The following is a 19,242-nucleotide window of genomic DNA, read 5'->3' as shown; positions in this document are numbered from 1 at the left end:
TGCTAGGTTCCGCAAGATTGTTCAGTAGTTAATTCATCTGCAAAGGAGTTGTCCGTGAAGCGCACGATGATCTTCAGAACGCTCGTCATTGCCGCCAGCGTTGCCGCCCTTGCCGGTTGTGGCGGGAAGACGGAAACCGGCAGCACAAGCGCACCAGCCAAAAAAGCGGGACAGGTGATTGCCGAGGTGAACGGCGACTCCATCACCACCGGTGACTTTCAGCGGGAGCTGGAAAACCTTCCTCCGTACCTGAAACCGATGGCCGAGACGCCCGAAGGGAAAAAGGAACTGCTCGACACGATGGTGGTGCGCGAACTGATCCTGCAGCAGGCGCGGAAAGACGGGATCGACAAGAGCCCGGAAGTTGCCGCCAAGCTGGAAGAGCTGAAGAAGCGCGTGATTGTCGACGCCTTCCTCAAGAAAAAAGTCGAAGAGCAGGTCAACATTTCCGATGATGAGCTGAAGAAGTTTTACGATGAAAACAAAGATAAATTCAAGACCGGCGACCAGATCAGGGCAAGCCACATCCTCGTCCGGACCGAGAAGGAAGCTCAGGATATCCTGGCGCAGTTGAAAGCCGGCGCCAATTTCGAAGAACTGGCCAAGAAGAAATCGATCGACTCGGCAGCGGCCAAGGGGGGCGACCTGGGCTGGTTCAGCAAGGGGGCGATGGTCCCTGAATTCGAAAAGGCGGTCATGGGCATGAAAGATGGCCAGATATCCGGAATTGTCAAAACCAAGTTCGGCTATCACATCATCAAGAAGACCGGCACCCGGAAAGCGGGGGTCCGTTCCTTCGACGAAGTGAAAGAGCAGATCAAGGCGGCATTGCTGCCGGCCAAACAGCAGGAAGTCTTCCAGAAGCTGAAGGACGACATCAAGAAGAACGCCAAGATCACCATCAACGAAGATGTTCTGAAAAGCCTCGGCGGTGCCCAGGACGCCGGTGCCCCGCCGGCAGCCGCCCCGGAAGCGAAGTAACCTCCATCACGCGAACTGGCCGGGCTTGCCCGGCCAGTTTTTGCTTTTGAACTCAGCAAGGTAACATGAAACTACGCCTCACCGCTCTCATCCTCATTGCTTCCGCAACGTTCGCCTCTATCGCTGCTGCCGAGGTCATCGACAAGATTGTCGCCGTCGTCAACGACGAGATCATCACCTCCTATGCCGTGGATAAGGAAAAATCCGTCATGCTCAAGGAGGCCGAACGGCAGCAGCAGCCCCTTGACGAACAGACACGTCTCAACATCGACAAGCTTGCCCTCAACCGCTTGATAGATCGTAAACTGGTTGAACAGAAGATTCGAGAACTGGACATCCGGGTCAGCGAAGAGGAGATCAGGCAGGCGATTGAAGACGTCAAACGGCAGAACAAGCTTTCACAGGAAGCACTCGTTGCGGCCCTGACCAACCAGGGGCTTACCTTCGATCAATACAAGACCCAGATTCGCGAACAGCTTGAACGGCTTCGGCTGATCAGCCAGGAAGTTCGCTCAAAAATCGTCGTCAGCGAGCGGGAGATGCATGAGTTTTATCAGGCCAATCCGCAGAAATTCGGCGGCGAGGATCAGCTGAAAGCTCGCAACATCTTCTTCCGGCTCGACAAGGAGATGCCGGCCGAGCAGGTCAAGAAGATCATGACCACCGCGATGACGGTACTGTATGAGGCCCAGAGCGGCAAGGATTTCGCCGACTTGGCCCGCAAGTATTCCGACGACCCGGCTGCCAAGAAAAACGGCGGCGATCTCGGTACGTTCCGCAAGGGGGATGTCCTACCGGAGTTCGAGGAGAGCCTTGCCAAAATGAAGCCGGGCGACGTTAGCGATTTGATCTACACTTCAACCGGTTTGCACATTATCAAGCTGGAAGCGCGGACCCCCGGCGCACCCCGCCCCTTCGACGAGGTGAAAGGCGAAGTCGAGGATTTATTGTACCGGAAAAAGTCGGAAGAGCGGTTCAATCAGTGGGTTGCTGATCTCCGCAAGAGTGCGGCGATCGATATCCGTCAATAACGCATCCTTTTGTTGCTTCAAGCGCGGCCGGGCTCACCGGTCGCGTTTTTTTATGCCGGTTACAATCCTTTTTTGCCAAGTTCCTCCAGCAGCTTACGTTGTTCGGCAGTCAACTGCTCGGGAACCGCCACCCCAACCCGCACGTAAAGATCCCCTTTGCCACTTTTGCCCAGATGGGGAAAGCCGAGCCCCTTCAGCCGAATCTTGGTCCCCGCCTGGATACCTGCCGGCACCTTGATCCGCTTCTTCCCCTCCAGGGTCGGTACGTCAAGGGAGGTGCCGAGCGCCGCTTCAGTGAAGCGAATCTGCCGTTCCACTATCAGATCGTCACCTTCCCGCGCAAAGAGCGGATCGTGGCCAACCTTGACATTCAGAAAGAGGTCCCCGGGACCGCCGCTCCCCTGCCCCCCCTTGCCCGCCACCCGAAGCCGGGCCCCGCTTTCCACGCCCGCAGGTACCTTCACCGAGAGTTCTTCCCGCTTGCCGTCACGCATGAAAGCCACCCGCTTCTCGCAGCCGGTATAAGCGTCGTGAAAGCTCACGGCAAGCTCCATCGAGAAGTCCTCGCCCCTCTGCCGGCCTCCGCCACCGAAACCAAAGCCACCCTGGCCCTGCCGGAATCCACCGCCGAAGATCCGGCTGAAAATATCATCGGTGCCGAACCCCATATCCTTGAAGATGTCCCCGACGTCAAAACCGCGGAAGATATCTTCCTGCGAATAGTGTTGATGGAAGTCGCTCGAGCCAAACTGATCGTACTGCTGACGCTTCTTCGGATCAGAGAGTACGGCATACGCCTCGTTGATCTCTTTGAACTTCTCCTCGGCTGCTTTATCTCCCGGGTTCTTGTCGGGATGGTATTTGACGGCGAGTTTCCGATAGGCCTTTTTCAGCTCCTCTTCCGTCGCCCCCTTTTTAAGTCCCAGTACTTCGTAGTAGTCCTTGGCTGCCATGATCCTTTTCCTTTCCTGATGCAATCGGCAAATGTGAATGTAATGGCAGAAGCGTACCCTGTCAACATCGCCCGGTAATTTTCTCTCCTTGACAGCGAAATTTCGATGATCTAATATTTAGGTGTCCGAACATTTCGTATACCGTAAGGGTTACCGATGGAACGCATCGAACGCATCGCCCAGCTCTACCCAACGATAATGCGGGTGATGAGCAGAATTCGCAGCCTTGTCCATGAAGGAATGGATCTGACCTATAACCAGTACAAGATGCTGCTGACCATTTACGACAAAGGCAGTTGTCCGCTCAACCTCTTGGCCCGCGAACTCGGCATTGCCATGAGTTCGGCCAGTGAAATGGTCGATCGGCTCGTCAATCTCGGCATCGTCTACCGGGCCGTCGATGAGGGTAACCGGCGGCAGGTGACTATTTTTACTACCGAGAAGGGAGAAGAGTTGATCAGGGAGCTGCGACACGGCATCGTGGAAAACTACCGAAACCTTTTTGCCCGGCTGCCGGATGCCGACCAGGTCCGGCTGGTCGGCGCCTTCGAAACCCTGGCGGAAATTCTCGGCAGCCTGGAATGACGATACGGAGGAGTGAATCATGAAAAAGGCGATCATCGTCGGTGGCGGTATTTCTGGGCTGGCGGCCGCTTACCTCCTGCAAAAGCAGGCAAAGGCGGCAGATATCGAGCTGGACGTGACCCTGCTGGAAAAAGAGGAGCGGCTGGGCGGCAAGATCTGGAGCATCAAGGCGGACGGGTACTTGTGCGAATGGGGCCCGAACGGCTTTCTCGACTCCAAGCCGCAGACGCTTGATCTCTGCCGCGATCTGGAGGCGTCCGGCCAGTTACTGCGCAGCAACGACAATGCCCGGAAGCGGTTTATCTATTCCGGTGGCATCCTGAACCGCCTCCCCGAAAATGGGCCATCGTTCCTCAAAAGCAAGCTGATTTCCTGGCCTGGCAAGCTGCGGCTGGCAATGGAACCGTTCATTCCCCCCTATGCCGCCGCTGAAGACGAGACTCTGGCTGCTTTCGGCCGCCGCCGGCTCGGTGAAGAGGCATTGCAGAAACTGATTGCCCCGATGGTCTCCGGAATCTTCGCCGGCAACCCGGAGACCATGTCGCTCGTCTCCTGCTTTCCACGCATCGCCGAGCTGGAACGCGATTACGGCAGTCTGGTCAAGGCGATGATCAAGCTGGCCAAAAAGAAAAAACAGGATATCGCCTCCGGCAAAGTGGTGGCCAGCGCTGCCGGCCCCGGCGGGGTTCTCACCTCGTTTCGCGACGGCATACAGACCCTGACCGATATCCTGGCCGAACGGCTCGGGCCGGCAACTATTGTTTCGGGGCAGGCGGTAACAGGCCTGACCAACGGAAGCAGTGCACCCTTCCGGCTCCGCACGGCAACGATCGATATCGATGCCGACGTAGTGATCCTCGCCAGCCCCGCATACGCCACAGCCGACATTCTGGAGGCCATCGCCCCGGAAATGGTAACTGTGCTCCGGGAGATCCCCTATGCATCGATGACCGTCGTCTGCTTCGGGTACGAACGGGAGCGGATCAGCTACGATCTGAACGGTTTCGGCTATCTGATCCCGAAAGAAGAAGGGATGAACACCCTCGGTACCCTGTGGGATTCGAGCATTTTCGAAAACCGGGCACCGGCCGGGCGAGTACTTTTGCGCAGCATGCTGGGCGGGGCCTGCTTCCCCGAGTACGTTACGCTCAGCGACGAGGAAGTGATCCGCCGGGTGCGGGCCGACCTGCAGGCGGCAATGGCGATCACCGCCGAGCCATCATTCATCCGCATCTTCCGACACGCTCAGGCGATCCCCCAGTACACCGCCGGCCATGGTCGGCGACTGGCGGCGCTGGACGAGCAGCTGGCAAACCATCCGGGTCTCTTTCTGACCGGCAACTCCTACCGCGGCATTGGTCTGAACGACTGCGTTGCCGCCGCCAACCGGACGGCCGATGCGGTTGTCACCTATCTGAAATCCCGCTAAAACGAAAGGGGAGCCGCCTTTGACGGTTCCCCTTTCCTCCGGAAAACACTTTCATGCCATCCTGTTGTTCGCCACGGGAAGAGCAACAGCGACGTGCGCCGCCTATTTGTAATTCTTGCGCCGGAACAGGCCAGTTTTGAGCGAGACGATCCGGTCGAGAAAGAGGATGCCGTCCAGATGATCCATTTCATGCTGGATCGCCACCGCCTCGAAGCCGCTGCATTCCAACTGCCGCTCCACACCGGCGCCATCCTGGAAGCGGACGGTGATGGCCGTGGACCGCTCGACATCGCCCGTGTAGTCGGGGACACTCATGCACCCTTCGCGCATCACCGCACCACCCTCGCAGGAGAGAATTTCCGGGTTGATCATCACCAGCTGTCCGTGATTGTTCTCCTTGCCATGGCGGCTGCCGGAAACGTCAACCACACAGACCCGCAACGTCACGCCGATCTGGGGAGCGGCAACGCCGACCGAACCGGGACCGGCATGCATGGTATCGAGCAGGTCATCAATCAGGCCGGCGATCTCCTGATCGACGGCGGTAACCGGATGACAGACTTTTTTCAGCACGGGATGGGGATAGAGGAGGATTTTCTGCGCAGGCATCGGATCAGAGGGAGACCGGAGTGATCGACCGGACGGAGATCTCCACGTTCAACTCCTTTTTAATCTCGTCGAGCAGCATGGCCACGTCATCGACGGACAACCCTTCGGGAATGGCCGCTTCGAGCATCATAACGTACACCGGTTCCTGCTCGGTACCGATCAGCTTGGTGTTGAGATCGGTGATATTGACCTGCCGGTCGGCCAGCGCCCGGGCCACCCGGTACACGATCCCCGGACGGTCGCTGCCGTAGACCGAGATCATGCAGAGCTCGCCTTCCGGCGCACGATGGAGCGACTCGTCGCGGCTGAGGGGACGGACCGATACCGTCAGCCCCATCTCCTCCCCCAGCGCCTTGAACCCCTCCAGCAGCTTCGCTTTAGTGAACGGCTTGTCATGGCCGACGATCAGGATCATCGAAAACTCGCCGCCCAGCATCGTCGAACTGGAGTCCTCGATATTGCACCCGAGCCGATAGAGGGCTCCAGTGGCCCCCGCGACTATTCCCGGGCGGTCTTTGCCGACCACGGTGACGGCAAAGTGCGCAAGGTTCTCAAGCCTGGTCATCATGGTTCCTCCTGCGTGGACCGAGGTCCGGGAGCGGTGGCCTGCCCCGTAGCGGACAGGCCTTCAATCTATAGCAGATGTCGGCCCGAATGACAAGGCGGCTCATTCCGCCTTCCGCGCCCCTTTTTCCAGCTCATAGGGCCAGGTGAGAATTCCGCCGTCCATGAACTTGACGTCGGCATACCCGGCAGCTTCAAGAATTTTCTGCGCTTCGTAGCCCCGCAGGCTGACCTTGCAGAAGGCAACGATTTCTTTATCCCGCGGCAGCGTCTCCAGCTTTTCGCGCAGGGCGCCGAGGGGGATCAGTTTGGCACCGGCAATCCGCACCTCCTCGTGCTCGCCGGGGGAACGGACATCCAGCAGGATGAAGTCATCCTCTTCGGTCAGCTTTTTCTTCACCGCTGCCGGGGTAATGCCGCGGGCATGGCCGCTGAGCTTGTTGCGCAGGATATCGGCCGCGACGATCAGGTTGTCCATTGCCGCCGCATACGGGGGGGCATAGGCCAGATCGAGCTGTGCCAACTGCTCGGCGGTAGCGCCGAAGGTGATGGCGGCGACGGCGGCATCGATCCGCTTGTCCACGGCACCGAGGCCCACCGCCTGGAGACCGAGCACCCGGCCGGTCGCTTTGTCGGCCACCAGCTTGAGGGCGATCGGCTTGGCGCCAGGGAAGAAGTGGGCCCGGTCCGGTGCCGGGGCCAGCACGGTTTCTACCTGGTAGCCAAGGTTGCGGGCCTCGGCTTCGGTAAGGCCCGTTTTGCCGGCATTCATCTCAAAGACCTTGACGATGGCGGTACCGAGCACTCCCGGAAAGGTGGAAGAACCGCCGGCGGCATTGATGCCGGCCACCCGGCCCTGCTTATTGGCGGTACTGCCGAGGGGGACGAAAATCTTCCGGCCGGTGACCAGGTGAGTCGTCTCGCAACAATCGCCACAGGCGTAAATGTCAGGATCAGAGGTTTGCAGCCGTTCGTTGACGGCAATGGCGCCAGTCTCGCCGATCGTCAGCCCGGCTTCGCGGGCCAGGGTAACGTTGGGCCGCACTCCCGGCGCCAGGATGACCAGGTCGGCCGGTACCTCCCCCTTGGTAGTGATCGCCTTCTCCACCCGGGTCGTCCCATCGAAGCCGGCGACGGTACAGCCGGTCAGCACTGTCACCCCCTTTTCCTGGAGATGTTTTTCTACCAGCCGGGCCATTTCGGGGTCGAGAATTCCGGGTAGGAGCTGCTCGCGCATCTCTACCACCGTTACCGCCATGCCCCGCTCCCGCAACGCCTCGGCTGTTTCCAGGCCGATCAGGCCGCCGCCGACGATGCAGACGCTCTTGTCGGGAGAAGCTTTTTCCTTGATAAGTTGGGCATCTTCGAGCGTCTTGACCGTCAGGATATTGGGACAGCCCATGTTTTCCAGCGGCGGAATCGACGGAGAACTTCCCGTTGCCAGCACAAGCCGGTCATAGTGCCGAACCACGGTATGGCCGGTACTTCGCTCGTAAAGGGTTACGGTCTTCGCCTGCCGGTCGATGGCTACCGCTTCCGTACCGGTAACTACCTCGACCCCCTTAACTTTGCGAAAGAAGGCGGCATCCCGCACCACGCCCACCGGCGTGCTCATCAGCTCCTTCACGTCGGCGACGGTGTCCGAAACGTAATAGGGAATGCCGCAAGCCCCGTAGGAAATGAATTCCCCCCGGTCCACCACCGTTATCTCTGCCCGAGGGTCGATGCGCCGCGCCTTGGCGGCCGCCTTGGCCCCGGCGGCATTAGCGCCGATTACAATGATCCTGTTCCCCATCGCCTTCTCCTCCGTCGTGACGCAATTATATTCAAAATTTCATATACTATAATACCATTCTTCCCGGAAAACAACCCATTATGGGCATTCCGGCCGGCACTCGGAACGCGGGTCCGGCCACTGAACGCCCCCCCGGCAAACGGCCACCCCAGCGTTGCCGAATTCCTGGGCTGCGGCAATCAGCGCCCCGCAGCCGCGCTGCGGGCTGTTCTTCTCAGCATTTTTCCCAGCCGAAGCGATCGCGCGCCGTTTCCACGAGGTAGTCGAACACCTCGTCACGCCGCTCGACGAAGCGCGGCATCTCCTGCAGCATAATGTCTTCGAGCTCATTGAGCACCCGGCCATCGAGCGTGCCAAGTTCGTCCATCACCGCCTCAAGCAGCGGGATCACTTCGTAGATATCATCGCGGTTGAACGGCGCCGGGTCCGGCTTGCCGACGAATTTCGGTTCGTCACGATGTGCCACATCCTTGTGATACTTGTTGAAAAGATCCGATGGCTTTAGTTTGATCCCCATGGGCATCCCCTCTCATACTGGCAGTTTGGCGCTTTCCTGCCCGCCACGCTTTTTTCGGCTGGTGACAGGCCGCCGGCCGGCCCCGGCCGGGAAAATGTCCGCGCCGGATGCGGCGAAGGGCCGTAGCCCATCAGGTGACGCAGAGATAATCGCGTCCTTCGGCGAGGCCGACCCGGGCCGCCCACTGCCGCAGCGCGGCCCGGGCGCCGCGAGTCCCTACCGTGACGAGGATTTTCCGCCCGTCCCGTCGGACCTGCTCCGGCGAGACCACCGGCGCGCCGTGCAGTTCCCTGCCAATCTTGCGCGGGTCGACATCAAGCCAGCGCTCAACTGCGACCCCTTCGGCAGCCAGGACCTGGCGCCAAGCCCGGCCTTCCGCCCCCGCCCCCGCCAGCGTCACCGCATTCACTCCGGCGAGAAAGCCGTGGCGCAGGTGATGTGCTTTGCACGCCCGGAAAGCTTGCGCACTGCACTGCTTGGCCGTCCGCGTATAGCGCCGCGGATGCTCGCGCCAGAAAAACAGTACCTCCGGCAGCCGGGCAAACCGAACCCCGGCAGCCGCCAGCCGCAACCAGAGATCGTAGTCTTCGGGCCAGCCCCGCTCCCGGTACCCCCCGGCTGCCACCAGCACCTGTTGCCGCACCATCACGCTCGGATGGACGAACGGCGATTCGACATAGAGGTCACGCATGATCGCTTCATGGGTCAGCAGGCCATTTTGCCACGATTCGTAGTGCTGCATGCCCAGACCGACTTCCCGGCGGGGAAAGTGCCGAAAGTTGCAGGCCAGCAGTCCCAGCTCCGGGTGGCCCTCCAGGCAGGCCAGTTGCCGGGCAAAGCGCCAGGGATGGGAGACGTCGTCGCCATCCATTCGCGCCACCAGCCCGCCGCGGCAGAGTGCCAAGCCGTGATTGAGCGCGGCTACCAATCCCTCTCCCCGATTGCGGGTCACCCGAATCCGCGGGTCTAGCCCGGCCGCCGCGCGTAGCAAGCCCTCGGTGCCGTCATGCGAACCGTCATCGACCGCGACCAGCTCCCAATCCGTCTCGGTTTGCCGAAAAAGCGAAGTGAGAGCCAACGGGAGATGCTTTGCCTCGTTGCGGAGAGGCATCAGCACCGAGATTTTCGGTTGCTTCACGGCGTCTCCGGGCGGAGGGCCTGCAGCAATTCGGCCGGCAGCCGCTTGGGCTTCATCCCCGGGCCAACACAGACCAGCGTCACCAGCGCGCTGACGAGCAGCTTGCCGTCAAGGGCCCGCACCACCTGCTGCCCTAACGTAAAGGACGTCTTGCCAACCTCAACCACCTCGCATTCGACCCGCAGCAGATCGTCAAGAACCGCCGGCGCACGAAAGTCGACTTCGATCCGGATTACCGGAAAGATGTTGTCCCGCTCTGCCAGCCCTTTGACCGACAGTCCCCGCTCTCGCAGGAACTCGCACCGGCCCCGTTCGAGAAAACCGAGGTAGCGGGCATGATAGACCACCCCTCCGGCGTCGGTATCTTCGTAATAGACGCGAAACTCCATGAACTATCTCCTCTGCTTAAAAAAAAGAGGCGCGAGGCCTCTTTTTCGCCACCAGCTGGCGCGGTTACCTGAAGGTGAGCGTGACCGGCAAGATCTTGCCGCTGCTGCGGTCACGCAACTGCATCTTCAACGCCGCCGCTGTTCCAGCCTCGGCAGGGAAGAACAGGAAACCGCTGGCCAGGCTGCCGGGCGGTATCTCCTTTCCTTCCAGCCCCTTGTCGCGGATATCATCGATGATGCTCCGTTCCCGTTCATCGGAGGTCCCTTCCTTCACCCCGCCGATGACCGCGCCGCCTGCGGCACCGACTGCCGCCCCCTTACCGAGAGCTTCGCCGACGCTGCTGCCGGAAACGATGCCGATCGCCGTGCCGAGGATTGCCCCCCCTGCGGCGCCGAGCAACGCTCCCTTGCCGGCCCCCTTGCCGAAGAACGAAGCGAGCTGGGTCGATTTTTCGAGCCGGTCGATGGCGACACTGTTCGGAATGACCGGAAAATAGCGGTTGGCATCGGTAACAAGAAAGGTCTGTGCGGCAACAATCTCCAGGTCACTGTTGCCGCGATTATTCATCACCACCTGTACGGGCAGCACCCCCGCGCCGACAACGTCGAAACCGAAGGCATCCTTGGCGGCACCGGGTTCGGCGAACGCTTCGCCCGCGACGCTGACTCCGTCGATGACTTGGCGATTCGCATAGTCTTCCACCGGCCGGAATCCGACATATTGACTTTTATATGCCGTGCAGGCGGAACAGAACAACAGTGTCACGAGCAATACAGCTAATTGCTTTCTTGACATGGCAATCTCCCGGGAATCGGATCAATATGCATGCTCAAGCATAACATGCCCGTTTTGCCGTGCAACGGGTCTAGCGGATACAAATGCCCAAATTTTAGGCACAAACTTAAGGCGCGTATTTGCCGTCTACGGCGCATTTTCCTCTTCCGGCATACCGGAGCCTGATTTTTATCCGGACCGGCTGAAATGACAAATTTGGCCCATTTCGCTACAATTCACACATTATTGGTTTTTTCCAATAACAACAAGGCTTCGCTGTGCCGTTGATTGCGGTAATGTGAACTCAATCAGCTCGACCACCTTCAATCCCAACCCGGTCAACTCGCCTTGCGCCGCTTCGACTTCCGTCCGCCCCGCCTGCCCTTTCATTGCCAGGATTTTGCCATCGGCAGCGCAAAGCGGCAACGCCATCCGGACAAATGTCGGGATATCGGCAAAGGCGCGGGAAACCACCCAATCGAAACGGCCGGCAAAACGTTCGGCCAGAACCTCGCCCCGGGCGTGCAGGGCGGTAAAGCCCGACAAACCGAGCAGCCGCCCGACATGACGCTGGAAGATGATTTTTTTTTCAACCGCGTCGACCGACAGCGCCTCAATGTTCGCATCAATCACCTTCAGCGGAATAACCGGGAAACCACCACCGGAGCCGAGATCAAGGACGCTGCCCGCGCCAGCGACAATCGGGCAGATGCTCAGCGAATCGACGAAGTGCTTGAGGACGATCTCCACATCACCGGTAATGGCGGTCAGGTTGATCTTCCGGTTCCATTTCTTCAGCTCGGCCGCGTAACACGCAAACGCATCGAGCTGTGGCGGTGACAGTGTCACCCCAAATGCTGCCGCGCCTTGAAGCAGCAATGAACGCGCCGACTGGTTCATGCATTGCCCCGTGCCTTGATTGCCAGCGCGAGAATACCGACTGCCGCCGGGGTTACCCCCTGAATGCGCGACGCCTGGCCAAGGGTATCGGGCCTGAACTTGAGCAGCTTCTCCCGAACTTCAATGGAGAGGCCCGGAATGGCTTGGTAATCCACGTCTGTCGGTATCCTGGTTGCCTCCAGCTTTTTCGACCGTTCCACTTGCTCCAATTGCCGCTCGATGTAGCCTTGGTACTTGACCTGGATCTCTACCTGCTCCCGGACGGCCGGCGGCAACGCCGCCGCGAGCGGGTCGATCCGCTCCAGCTCGGCATAGGTGATATCCGGTCGGCGGAGCAGCTGCTCAAAGCTCGGGGCATTCTGCAGGCCGGTCAGGGCAAAGTCGGCGAGAAACGTCGAATCTGCAGTCGACGGTGCAAGCCGGGTCTGCTGCAGCCGCGTTATCTCCTCGGCGATCTGCGCCCGTTTTTCCCGAAATCTCCCATAGTCGGCGTCATCGACCAGCCCGACGGCATGCCCAAACTCGCGCAGACGCAGATCAGCATTATCCTCCCGTAGCAACAGCCGGTATTCGGCGCGCGAGGTGAACATCCGGTAGGGCTCCCGCGTGCCAAGGGTGACCAGGTCGTCGATCAGCACGCCGATATAGGCCTCGCTCCTGCCGAGGACCAGCGGCTCCTGCCCCCTGACCCGCAACGCGGCGTTAATCCCAGCCATAAGACCCTGTGCCGCCGCTTCTTCATAACCGGAGGTGCCGTTGATCTGCCCGGCATGGTAGAGATTGGCGACGAGCTTGGTCTCCAGCGAAGTATGGAGCTGAATGGGGTCAACATAATCGTATTCGATGGCATAGGCCGGGCGCATGATTTCCACCCGCTCAAGCCCTTCGATTGATCGGTAGAGCGCATACTGGACATCAATCGGCAGCGAGGTGGAAAGGCCCGACGGATAGTATTCGACTGTATCGCGCCCTTCCGGCTCGAGAAACGTCTGGTGCCGATCCTTATCCGGAAAGCGCATCACCTTGTCCTCGATCGAGGGACAATAGCGGGGGCCCACCCCTTCGATCACTCCCGAATAGAGCGGCGAACGGTCAAGTCCTCCGCGAATGATGTCATGGGTGCGGATGTTGGTGTAGGCGATATAACAGGGCAGCTGCGACTGATTGATCTGCCCGGTGGCAAACGAAAACGGTTGCGGCGGATCATCGCCATACTGCGGCTCCAACCGGGAAAAGTCGATCGTCCGGCCATCGAGCCGTGCCGGCGTTCCCGTCTTGAGCCGGCCGACCGTAAAACCGAACTCGCGCAACTGGTCGGAAAGACCGATCGAGGGAAGGTCCCCCGCCCGGCCGCCGGCGTAATGGGTCAGCCCGACATGAATCAATCCCCGCATAAAGGTGCCAGTGGTAAGGATCACTGTTGTGCCGCGAAACCGGATGCCTACCTTGGTATCAACCCCGCCGACTGTGCTGCGGTCGAACACGAGGCCCGTCACCTCTCCCTGCTTCAGATCAAGCCGATCCTGGTTCTCCAGGATCTTCTTCATCCGAAGCCGGTACTGCTGCTTGTCGGCCTGCGCCCGCGAGGCGCGTACCGCCGGCCCCTTGCGAGTATTTAAAATGCGGAACTGGATACCGGTGGCATCGATATTCTTCCCCATCTCGCCACCCAGCGCATCGATCTCCTTGACGAGATGGCCTTTAGCCAGACCGCCGATTGCCGGATTGCAGGACATCAAAGCGATGGCATCGAGATTGATCGTCAACAGCAGGGTTTCGCAGCCCATCCGCGCCGCGGCCAGGGCCGCCTCGCAGCCAGCATGCCCGGCACCGACAACTATTACGTCATATCGTTTTTCGTAATCTACATAAGCCATATTCTACGTCCTGCTCGTTTCACATTTTTCATCCAGGGATACTGTATCCCAACAAATTATTCTACAACTCTGCCATGTTACAAGAAACGTTCCACGTGAAACATCTCATCAGACCGGCCCGACGCGCAATACCGAGCTCTGCCTCACTTGCCGATACAGAAACGCTGAAAAATAATATCGAGCACGTCGTCAGGAGTAGTCTCACCGGTAACCTCACCAAGAGCACCGAGAACGTCACGCAAATCAACCGACAGCAATTCGGGTGCAAAACCAGCATCGAGATTGTCGAGGAACTGCTTGAGGTGACGCTCGGCTCGCAGCAACGCATCGCGGTGACGGACCTGCGAAACGACAACATACTCGCGGCTATCGACAGCCTTGCCAAGCATGAATTGGCTGAAGATCGCTTCGCGCAGCGCGTCAATCCCCTCCCCCGTCAGAGTGGAGATGGAAACTACTTCCGCCCCGTTCAAACATGCCGGAAGCTCGAGACAGGGCGATTGATCAACCTTGTTGAGGACAACCAGATACCGATGCCCGGCAACCGCTTCAAACAACAAACGATCATCTTCGTCAAGCGGCCGGGAGCGGTCAAGAATCAGCAGAATCAAATCGGCGAGCGGAATGCGCTCCAGAGCGCGCTGCACCCCTTCCCGCTCCACCGGGTCCGATGTCGAGCGAACACCGGCAGTATCAAGTACCTTCACCGGCAGACCACGCACACTGACTACTTCCTCGATGATATCCCGGGTAGTGCCGGGAATGGAAGTAACGATTGCCCGCTTCTCCTGCACCAGGGTATTAAGCAAACTCGATTTGCCAACATTGGGTTTGCCGGCGATCAACACCGACACCCCATCCCGCAGGACTTTGCCTTCGGCAAAACCGGCAATCAAGTCTCCGACCAATTGCAAAGCCGATCGGGCCGTCGAGTCAATATCGCGGTAGTGAACCGGGTCGATCTCCTCCTCGGGAAAGTCGACGAAAGCTTCAAGAAGGGCCAAGACATAACGGACACTGTCGCGAACTTGGTGAAGCTGCGAGGACAAGCGCCCCTCATATTGATGTCGCGCCAAAGCAAGAGAAGTCTCGGTTTTCGATCTGATCAGCTCGATCACCGCCTCGGCCTGGACAAGATCGATCCGCCCGTTTAAAAAAGCCCGGCGGGTGAACTCGCCCGGTTCGGCAAGTCGAACGCCGCAGCCGAGGACCACGTCGAGTACCCGACGGGTCACAAGATAACCACCATGGCACTGAATTTCCAGGACGTCCTCACGGGTATAGGAATGCGGCTTCTTCATGACAACCGCCAACACTTCATCGACCGCATCACCGCACAGCGGATCAATCAACATGCCATAATAAAAACGGTGACTCTCAAAGTCACCGTCTGTGGAACGCCGGATCACCTGCCGGACAAGGGGGAGCACATCAGGGCCGCTCACGCGGACGATGCCGATCCCCCCCTCGCCTACCGGTGTGCTGATAGCTGCTATCGTGTCGTGTCGATACATTCCTTACCTATGCACGGGCATCTCAGGAACTGATGCTCTTATTGATAAAATACTGCTGGGTAATTGTCAGGATGTTGTTGACCAGCCAGTAAAGCACCAAGCCGGACGGAAAATTCAGGAACATGAAGGTAAAGACAACCGGCAGAGCCATCATCATTTTCTGTTGCGTCGGGTCCATCTGCGACGGGGTCATCTTCTGCTGAATCACCATGGTCACCCCCATGATGATCGGCGTCACATAGTAAGGATCCTTGGCTGACAAATCCTGAATCCAGAAAAAGAAGGGCGCATGGCGTAATTCGATCGAATACATCAAAGCCTTGTAAAGAGCGAAGAAGACCGGGATCTGCACGATCATCGGCAGACAGCCGCCAAGCGGATTAACCTTGTGCGTCTGGTAGAGTTCCATCATGGCTTTATTCATCGCTTCACGGTCGTTCTTATACTTTTCCCGCAGCTGGTTCATCTTCGGCTGCAGCTTCTGCATCTCTTTCATCGACTTATAGCTGGCATGGGTCAACGGATAGAAAAGGATCTTGATGATCACGGTGATGATAATAATAGCCAGACCGTAGTTGCCCGTATAGCGGTAGAAGAATTTCAGCGTATGGAGCAGTGGCTTGGCGAGAACGGCAAACCAACCGAGGTCGATCGCCCGCTCAAGGTTGTTTCCTTGTGCCTTGAGTATTTCAAGATCCTTGGGCCCAAAATAAAGTCGGTAGGCAAGGGTCCGAGCCTCGCCGGCTGGTAACGAAATGGCCGGCGAACTGAAAATCGAGTCGAAATAACCGCGGGGAGTGGAGCCGATGGCAACCGAAGAGATGCTGCCATTCACCGTCACCATCGCGGAGAGAAAATACTTGTCCGCATAACCGCTCCATTCCGGAGCTTGGTAATTCTTCTGCTGGGTCGCCAAGTCCTTCACCTTTTCGGTGAGCAGCTTTTCCTGTGCAAAGGATACAGGCCCATGGATATCAAAGCGGCTTTCCTTTCCCTGCGGTGGGAAAGGAAAGGTCATCATTGTCTGAATGACGCCGGTTGCCGGCGCAGCGCCGGTATTGGCTACCCGGTAGTCAAGATTGATTCCGTACTTGCCGCCGTGAAAGGTAAACGTCTTGGTAATGGTAACGCCGGCTGGCGAGGTCCAGACAAAGGAAAGCTGCTTGTTTTCACCACCGGAAACGGACAAGGATTGCGTGCTCGGGACGTACAACGCAGCCTGATCAGCGCCAAAACCGCCAGCCTTGGTAGCAAGCGTGAATTCATCGGGACTGCTTTCGTTGACTAGCGATACGTTCTTCCCGCGAGGATCGGCAGTTTCGCGATAGTTTTTCAAGACCAAGCGCTTAAGGCTGGCTCCACGAGTCGAAAAAACCGCCGAATAGACCGGCGTGTCGACTGAAACCTCTTCATCTTTGGCAGCAGGTGCCTTAACTGCAGAAGCCAGCGCTTGAGCAGAAGCGACAGGGCGAACTGACGACAATTGAGCCTGGGCAGGCACTTTATCGGCCGTTGCCACCACCGGCTTCTTCGGCTGGAAAAAAGCCGAATAAGCATATATGAAGGCAATCGACAGCATAACTGCAAGAAAAGCCCGTTTTTCCATGGAACACTCCTGAAGTGATTACTTTACGGGATCATAACCGCCGGGATGAAACGGATGACATTTCAGCACCCGGACAAGTGAAAACCAGAGCCCCTTCAGGAGCCCGTGCTTTGCGAGAGAATCTTTTGAATACTGGGAACAGGAAGGATAAAAACGACAGACTTGACCCTTGAAGGGGGAAAGGTAACGCTGGTAGGCGGAAATTAAGTGAATGAGTACTTTTACCATTGAATGCCTGCCAGACGCTCCACTACCCCATCCAGTTCCTGACAGACACCCCGGTAGTCGAGCCGCTCGGCTCCCTTCTTGGCAATGACGTTCACGTCAATGGAAGGAAAGAGCGTCTTGTGCACGCGGTAATATTCGCGGACAAGACGCTTGATCCGGTTGCGTGTCACCGCCGGCCCGACTTTGCGGCTGACGGTGATGCCTATTCGCCTCCGCCCCTCCGGGCCCGGCGCACACAGGACAAGGAAGCTCGGGGTATGGTACTTGCGCGCTGCCGTGGAGAGACGCAAATAATCGGCCCTCCGCAGCAAACGGTCTTCTTTGGTAAACCGGTACAGCGAAATTGACGTATTCCCGTTATTTACCGGCAACCGCCACGGCGAGCCGCTTACGGCCTTTGGCACGACGCCGCTTAATGACCAGACGGCCGTTTTTGGTAGCCATCCGGACCAGGAACCCGTGAGTCCTTTTCCGCGACGTGTTACTCGGCTGATATGTTCTTTTCATGATTGGTTCTCCCTGAATCTCGATGGTTGGCAGCGTATTTTGCCAAGAGGGTATTTTTAATCACAGAGCTCCGTGTCTGTCAAGTATAAATTTACCGACCGCGGCTCAATTTGGCCTTGCAAATTACCACCTGCTCTGTTAGTCTGCGGTATCCCAATGTCTCAAGATCGTGCGCATTTCCCAGCGCAAATCCCGTCCCACGCAATAAATTTTGCAACCGCAACAGTTATCAACAGGTGTTGACAAGTCTGTGTATAACTCATTTTAAGAAGGTCTGTTATGGAAGAGGTTTGGCTCCAGGCGCAATCCAATCTGGCAAAAGTTTTGACGCACCAGACCTATAACACCTGGATTCAACCGATCAAGTTTAACGGCGCAAACAAAAACACCCTCATCCTGAGCGTACCCAACGAATTCATCAAGGAACGGATCGCGGAGCACTACCTGCCGATGATCATCGAGTCGATCTGCTCGCTGACCAACAGCCAGTACACAGTGGAACTGCAGATCACTCCCCAGGAAAGCAAACAATCCACCGCTACGAAACGTGACGCTGCCAAAACGGCCGCGGAGCCGGGTCAACAGCCCCAGGCGGATTATTCAACCAACCTCAATCCAAAGTACACCTTCGAGACATTCGTTTGTGGCGGCAGCAATCAGTTCGCCCATGCGGCAGCGCAGTCGGTCGCCAACAACCCGGCCGGAAAATATAACCCTCTCTTCATCTATGGGGGAGTGGGCCTCGGTAAGACCCACCTCCTGAACGCCATCGGAAACGATGTGCTCACCCGCAACAAAAAGGCCCGGATCTGTTTCTATACCTCCGAGAAATTCATGAACGAACTGATCAACTGCCTCCGTTACCAGAAGATGGATCAGTTTCGCAACAAATTCCGCAAAATGGATATCCTGCTGATCGACGATATCCAGTTCATCGCCGGCAAAGAGCGGACACAGGAGGAGTTTTTCCACACCTTCAACTCGCTCTACGAATCGCATAAACAGATCATCGTCACCTCGGACAAGTTCCCCAAGGATATTCCGGGACTGGAAGAACGACTCAGGTCGCGCTTCGAATGGGGATTGATCGCCGATATCCAGCCGCCGGATACCGAAACCAAGATCGCCATCCTGAAAAAGAAAGCGGAGAGCGATAAGATCGTGCTGCCCGACGATGTTTCGCTCTTCCTGGCCTCCAGCGCCACTTCCAACGTCCGAGAACTGGAAGGGATGCTGATCAGACTCGGCGCCGTAGCCAGCCTGACCGGCAAAAACATTACCCTCGACATGGCCCGCGAAGTGCTCAAGGACATCATTGTCGACAAGACCAAAGAGGTTACGGTGGAAATGATCCAGAAATACGTTGCAGAGCATTTCGGGATCAAGGTAACCGAACTGAAGTCGGACAAACGACTCAAGGCACTAGTCGTGCCCCGGCAGATCGCCATCTACCTTTGTCGGGAGCTGACCAAGGCATCCTACCCAGAAATCGGTGAAAAGTTCGGCGGCAAGGACCATTCAACCATCATTCACTCGACCAAGAAAGTCGAGAAGCTCCTCAGCCAGAATTTCGAACTGAAAAGTACCATCGACACCCTTAAAAAAGGGCTGTTGACCTGACAATGACAAAGCTGTTGATAACGAGCAGTTTATCCCCGGCATCCACCACTGCTCCCCAGCCGGTTGCGGATAAACGAGTTCTTTTCAACATCGAACGGGCGGTCAAAAAAACATTGATGTCAGCCGGTTAGCCGGTTATCAACATATGCACAGGACATATCTACTACTACAAGATTTAAAAAAGATATATGCTAATAAAGATGCTCTGTTGAAAAGGAGGGACG

Annotated in this window: 20 protein-coding genes; 5 read left to right on the top strand and 15 right to left on the bottom strand. The window is 57.7% G+C overall.

Annotated features, from left to right (window positions below):
• Window positions 1–66 precede the first annotated feature (66 nt).
• Both QMN23_RS00100 and QMN23_RS00095 read left to right on the top strand, forming a co-directional pair.
• Window positions 67–981 carry a peptidylprolyl isomerase gene (locus QMN23_RS00100; protein ID WP_282003953.1) on the top strand — a complete coding sequence of 305 codons (915 nt, stop codon included), beginning with the start codon at window positions 67–69 and terminating at the stop codon, window positions 979–981.
• Window positions 982–1,046: 65 nt separating this feature from the next.
• Window positions 1,047–2,012, top strand: a complete 966-nt coding sequence (locus QMN23_RS00095; RefSeq protein ID WP_282001044.1) for a peptidylprolyl isomerase — start codon at window positions 1,047–1,049, stop codon at window positions 2,010–2,012.
• Window positions 2,013–2,071: 59 nt separating this feature from the next.
• Here the strand turns inward: QMN23_RS00095 and QMN23_RS00090 are convergent, their stop codons facing one another.
• Complete coding sequence (locus tag QMN23_RS00090) at window positions 2,072–2,965, bottom strand: DnaJ C-terminal domain-containing protein (RefSeq protein WP_282001043.1); 894 nt, start codon at window positions 2,963–2,965, stop codon at window positions 2,072–2,074.
• A gap of 156 nt (window positions 2,966–3,121) precedes the next feature.
• Between QMN23_RS00090 and QMN23_RS00085 the strand changes: the two genes are divergently transcribed.
• Together QMN23_RS00085 and hemG are read left to right on the top strand one after the other, a co-directional pair.
• The gene (locus QMN23_RS00085) at window positions 3,122–3,550 is read left to right on the top strand and encodes a MarR family winged helix-turn-helix transcriptional regulator (RefSeq protein WP_282001042.1); all 429 of its coding nucleotides are present in this window, start codon (window positions 3,122–3,124) and stop codon (window positions 3,548–3,550) included.
• 19 nt (window positions 3,551–3,569) lie between these two features.
• Window positions 3,570–4,979 (top strand): protoporphyrinogen oxidase, encoded by a 1,410-nt coding sequence (gene hemG / locus QMN23_RS00080; RefSeq protein WP_282001041.1) that lies wholly within the window; start codon window positions 3,570–3,572, stop codon window positions 4,977–4,979.
• A gap of 102 nt (window positions 4,980–5,081) precedes the next feature.
• On the opposite strand, the gene def is transcribed toward hemG, so the two are convergent.
• The 14 genes from def to rpmH form a co-directional block, all read right to left on the bottom strand.
• Window positions 5,082–5,588, bottom strand: a complete 507-nt coding sequence (gene def / locus QMN23_RS00075; protein WP_282001040.1) for a peptide deformylase — start codon at window positions 5,586–5,588, stop codon at window positions 5,082–5,084.
• A 4-nt stretch (window positions 5,589–5,592) separates the two neighbouring features.
• The gene (locus QMN23_RS00070) at window positions 5,593–6,156 is read right to left on the bottom strand and encodes a glycine cleavage system protein R (protein WP_432613087.1); all 564 of its coding nucleotides are present in this window, start codon (window positions 6,154–6,156) and stop codon (window positions 5,593–5,595) included.
• Window positions 6,157–6,255: 99 nt separating this feature from the next.
• On the bottom strand, window positions 6,256–7,947 hold the full coding sequence (locus QMN23_RS00065; RefSeq protein ID WP_282001039.1) for an FAD-dependent oxidoreductase: 1,692 nt from the start codon (window positions 7,945–7,947) through the stop codon (window positions 6,256–6,258).
• A gap of 214 nt (window positions 7,948–8,161) precedes the next feature.
• On the bottom strand, window positions 8,162–8,464 hold the full coding sequence (locus tag QMN23_RS00060) for a hypothetical protein (RefSeq protein ID WP_282001038.1): 303 nt from the start codon (window positions 8,462–8,464) through the stop codon (window positions 8,162–8,164).
• A 130-nt stretch (window positions 8,465–8,594) separates the two neighbouring features.
• On the bottom strand, window positions 8,595–9,602 hold the full coding sequence (locus QMN23_RS00055) for a glycosyltransferase family 2 protein (RefSeq protein ID WP_282001037.1): 1,008 nt from the start codon (window positions 9,600–9,602) through the stop codon (window positions 8,595–8,597).
• Window positions 9,599–9,991, bottom strand: a complete 393-nt coding sequence (locus QMN23_RS00050; protein ID WP_282001036.1) for a YbgC/FadM family acyl-CoA thioesterase — start codon at window positions 9,989–9,991, stop codon at window positions 9,599–9,601. The genes QMN23_RS00055 and QMN23_RS00050 overlap by 4 nt, the downstream gene beginning before the upstream one ends.
• A gap of 64 nt (window positions 9,992–10,055) precedes the next feature.
• Window positions 10,056–10,694, bottom strand: coding sequence for a glycine zipper family protein (locus QMN23_RS00045; RefSeq protein WP_432613086.1), 639 nt, complete (start codon window positions 10,692–10,694; stop codon window positions 10,056–10,058).
• Between the two features lie 315 nt (window positions 10,695–11,009).
• Window positions 11,010–11,666: a 16S rRNA (guanine(527)-N(7))-methyltransferase RsmG gene (gene rsmG, locus QMN23_RS00040; protein ID WP_282001034.1), complete on the bottom strand. Its 657-nt coding sequence runs from the start codon at window positions 11,664–11,666 to the stop codon at window positions 11,010–11,012.
• Window positions 11,663–13,543 carry a tRNA uridine-5-carboxymethylaminomethyl(34) synthesis enzyme MnmG gene (gene mnmG / locus QMN23_RS00035; RefSeq protein ID WP_282001033.1) on the bottom strand — a complete coding sequence of 627 codons (1,881 nt, stop codon included), beginning with the start codon at window positions 13,541–13,543 and terminating at the stop codon, window positions 11,663–11,665. The genes rsmG and mnmG overlap by 4 nt, the downstream gene beginning before the upstream one ends.
• A gap of 143 nt (window positions 13,544–13,686) precedes the next feature.
• Window positions 13,687–15,057: a tRNA uridine-5-carboxymethylaminomethyl(34) synthesis GTPase MnmE gene (mnmE, locus tag QMN23_RS00030; RefSeq protein WP_282001032.1), complete on the bottom strand. Its 1,371-nt coding sequence runs from the start codon at window positions 15,055–15,057 to the stop codon at window positions 13,687–13,689.
• A gap of 22 nt (window positions 15,058–15,079) precedes the next feature.
• Window positions 15,080–16,663 (bottom strand): membrane protein insertase YidC, encoded by a 1,584-nt coding sequence (gene yidC / locus QMN23_RS00025; protein WP_282001031.1) that lies wholly within the window; start codon window positions 16,661–16,663, stop codon window positions 15,080–15,082.
• 18 nt (window positions 16,664–16,681) lie between these two features.
• Entirely contained in the window at window positions 16,682–16,891 is a 210-nt protein-coding gene (gene yidD, locus QMN23_RS00020; protein WP_282001030.1) for a membrane protein insertion efficiency factor YidD, read from the bottom strand.
• Complete coding sequence (gene rnpA, locus QMN23_RS00015) at window positions 16,885–17,229, bottom strand: ribonuclease P protein component (RefSeq protein WP_432613108.1); 345 nt, start codon at window positions 17,227–17,229, stop codon at window positions 16,885–16,887. The genes yidD and rnpA overlap by 7 nt, the downstream gene beginning before the upstream one ends.
• A gap of 19 nt (window positions 17,230–17,248) precedes the next feature.
• Complete coding sequence (rpmH, locus tag QMN23_RS00010) at window positions 17,249–17,398, bottom strand: 50S ribosomal protein L34 (protein WP_282001028.1); 150 nt, start codon at window positions 17,396–17,398, stop codon at window positions 17,249–17,251.
• Window positions 17,399–17,677: 279 nt separating this feature from the next.
• Here rpmH and dnaA point away from each other — a divergent pair, with 279 nt between their 5' ends.
• On the top strand, window positions 17,678–19,018 hold the full coding sequence (dnaA, locus tag QMN23_RS00005; protein WP_282001027.1) for a chromosomal replication initiator protein DnaA: 1,341 nt from the start codon (window positions 17,678–17,680) through the stop codon (window positions 19,016–19,018).
• Window positions 19,019–19,242: the final 224 nt, after the last annotated feature.

This window comes from Geotalea uraniireducens (assembly GCF_027943965.1).
GTDB lineage: Bacteria > Desulfobacterota > Desulfuromonadia > Geobacterales > Geobacteraceae > Geobacter > Geobacter uraniireducens.
Note: the sequence above shows the minus strand (reverse complement) of the source record. Positions and strands in the feature narration are given on the sequence as shown.